The following is a 2,766-nucleotide window of genomic DNA, read 5'->3' on the forward strand; positions in this document are numbered from 1 at the left end:
CCCCTTTCACTCACCCTCGTCACCCCCCGGACGTCGTTCCGGCGCGCCCCTCAGGCAGCGACGAAGCTGTTGATCGACCGATCCTTGCGCACCTTCGCGCCGTCGAACACGGTGCCGTTCATCGCGATCCACACGCCGGGCGCGGCGACCTGCGCGGTGGCCACGGCCAGCCCCAGGTTGAACGTCGCGTCGCTCTCCGCGAAGCGCGCGGGCGCCAGCGCGCCCACCAGCACCACCGTCTTGCCGGTGGCCGCCACCCCCGCCAGCGCGCGGGCGGTATCGGTCATCGTATCGGTGCCGTGGGTGATGACGATGCGGGTTTCGGGCGCCCCCTCCACCGCGGTGCGGATCGTCGCGCGATCGGCGTCGGTCAGCTCCAGGCTGTCCTTGCGCATCAGCTCGGCGACGCGGAACGGCAGCGCGACGCGCGCGGTGCGCAGGATGCGTTCGACGATGCTGTCGCCGATCTGATATTCGCTCAGCGCATCGAAATACAGCTTGTCGATCGTGCCGCCGGTGGTGAGGAACAGCAGGCTCATCGCACCGCCGCCTCGGTCAGGCCGTGGCGGATCAGCATCGCGGTGGGATCGGCATCGCGCCCGCGGAACGCGCGGAAACTGTCGGCGGCGGGGCGGGTCGCACCGCGGGCCAGCACTTCCTCGCGCAGTGCTGTGCCGGTGGCGCGGTCGACCAGGCCGTTTTCCGCGAATCGCTGGAATCCGTCGGCGGCCAGCACCTCGGCCCACAGATAGCTGTAATAGCCCGAGGCATAGCCGCCCGCGAAGATATGGCTGAAGGCGTGCGGGAACCGGTGCCATGCGGGCGGGCGTATCACCGACACCTCGTCGCGCACCGCCTCGATCACCTCCATCGGGTCCGATCCCGCGGTGCCCAGGTGCAGGATCAGGTCGAACAGCGCGAATTCCAGCTGGCGCACGACGAACAGCCCGGAATTGAACCGCCGCGCCGCGACCATCCGGTCGAACAGTTTGGGCGGCAGCGGCGCGCCGGTATCGTGATGCCCCGACATGTCGGTCAGGATCGCTCGGTCCCAGGCGAAATCCTCCATCAGCTGGCTCGGCAGTTCGACCGCATCCCATTCGAACCCGCTGGTCCCGGCGATCGACGGGCGATCGACGCGCGTGAACAGATGGTGGAGGCAATGGCCGGTTTCGTGGAGCAGCGTGACGACGTCATTATGGCTCAGCAGCGACGGCCGGTCGGCGCCCTTCGGCGCGAAATTGCACACCAGATAGGCGACCGGCACGCGCATCTGGTTGCCATCGCGCAGCCGCGGGCGCGCCTGCGCCATCCACGCGCCGCCGCGCTTGCCGTCACGCGCGTGCAGATCGAGGTAGAGGCCGGAGAACACCTCCCCGCTGTCGTCGACCACGTCGAAATAGCGCGCGTCGGGGTGGTAGAGCGGCGCGTCGGCGCGTTCGACCAGCCGGATGCCGAACAGGCGGTGCAGCAGCGCCTGCCACCCGTCCATCACCCGCTCTACCGGGAAATAGCCGCGCACTTCCTGCTCATCGACCGCGAACCGCGCGCGGCGCAGCCGGTCGGCGACGAAGCCGGTGTCCCACGGCTGGAGATCGTCGATCCCCAGTTCCTCCGCCGCGAAGGCGCGCAGTGCCGCCAGGTCGCGCTCCGCCGCCGGGCGCGCGCGCGTGCCCAGATCGCGCAGGAACGCCAGCACCTCGCCCGCATTGGGCGCCATCTTGGTGGCCAGCGACCAGTCGACCGGATCGGCGAACCCCAGCAGCCGCGCGGCTTCGTGGCGCAGTTCCAGGATGCGCGCGATGCGCGGGCCGTTGTCGAATTCGCCCGCGTTCGGCCCCTGATCCGACGCGCGCGTGCCGAACGCGCGGTAGACCGCGGCGCGCAAGGCCCGGTCCTCGGCGAAGGTCAGCACCGCATTGACGCTGGGCTGCTGCAGCGACACCCACCAGCCGTCCAGCCCCTTGGTCGCGGCGGCGGCGGCGAACATCGCCTTGTCGGGCGCCGCGATCCCGGCCAGCCGCGCCTCGTCGGTGACATGCTCGCCCCACGCTTGCGTCGCGTCGAGCACCGCGCTGCCGAAGGCGGTGGACAGCGCCGACAGCTCGACCGAGATCGCGGCGAAGCGCGCGCGCCCGACGTCGTCCAGCGCGACGCCCGCCAGCCGGAAGTCGCGGATCGCATGTTCCACCGCGACGCGGTCCGCCTGCGGCAGTGCGGCGAAGCCGGGCGATGCCTCCAGCGCGGTCAGCACGTCGTACAGGTCGCGGTTCTGCGCGACCGCCATCGCATGTTCGACCAGCTTTTCCTGCCCCGCGGCATGTGCGGCGCGCAGTTCGGGCGTGTCGGCGACGCCGTGGAGGTGCGACACCGCCGACCACAGCGCGTCGATCCCCGCCTCGGCGCGCTCCAGCGGCAGCCACGCGCCCTCGAACGTGGTCGGGCGGTCGCGCGTGACGGTGGCGACCGCATCGGCGTGGCGCGCGATCGCGGCGTCCAGCGCGGCGGCGATCGCATCGGGGGTCAGCGCCGCGAAATCGGGCAGCGCCAGCGGATCGAGCAGGGTGTCGGTGGTCATCCCCGCCTGTTAGCCCGCCGCCCGCCCGATGGGAACCGGTGCCGCCGGGTTAAGCGGTGCGCGGATCGGTCAGCAGGTGCCAGCGCCCGCCGACCGGCGCGACCATCCGCACCCCCGCCCCCGCCAGCGCGGCACGGTCGATCCGCGCATCGTCGTGGAGCCTGACGACGATCCGCCCGCGATAGCGA

General features: G+C 71.5%; 2 protein-coding genes. Both read right to left on the reverse strand.

Annotation, left to right across the window (positions count from 1 at the left end):
• Nucleotides 1-50: 50 nt before the first annotated feature.
• Complete coding sequence (locus tag AX685_RS05460) at nt 51-539, reverse strand: asparaginase domain-containing protein (protein ID WP_066486217.1); 489 nt, start codon at nt 537-539, stop codon at nt 51-53.
• Entirely contained in the window at nt 536-2,578 is a 2,043-nt protein-coding gene (locus AX685_RS05465; protein WP_066486219.1) for a M3 family metallopeptidase, read from the reverse strand. Before AX685_RS05465 ends, AX685_RS05460 begins: the two co-directional genes overlap by 4 nt.
• Nucleotides 2,579-2,766: the final 188 nt, after the last annotated feature.

Origin of the sequence: Sphingomonas sp. CCH9-F2 (assembly GCF_001556735.1) — a bacterium.
GTDB classification, from domain to species: Bacteria; Pseudomonadota; Alphaproteobacteria; order Sphingomonadales; family Sphingomonadaceae; genus Sphingomonas; species Sphingomonas ginsenosidimutans.

Coding starts and splice junctions, on each gene's coding strand:
- AX685_RS05460 (WP_066486217.1), bottom strand. CDS start 539: ATGAGCCTGCTGTTCCTCACCACCGGCGGCACGATCGACAAGCTGTAT.
- AX685_RS05465 (WP_066486219.1), bottom strand. CDS start 2,578: ATGACCACCGACACCCTGCTCGATCCGCTGGCGCTGCCCGATTTCGCG.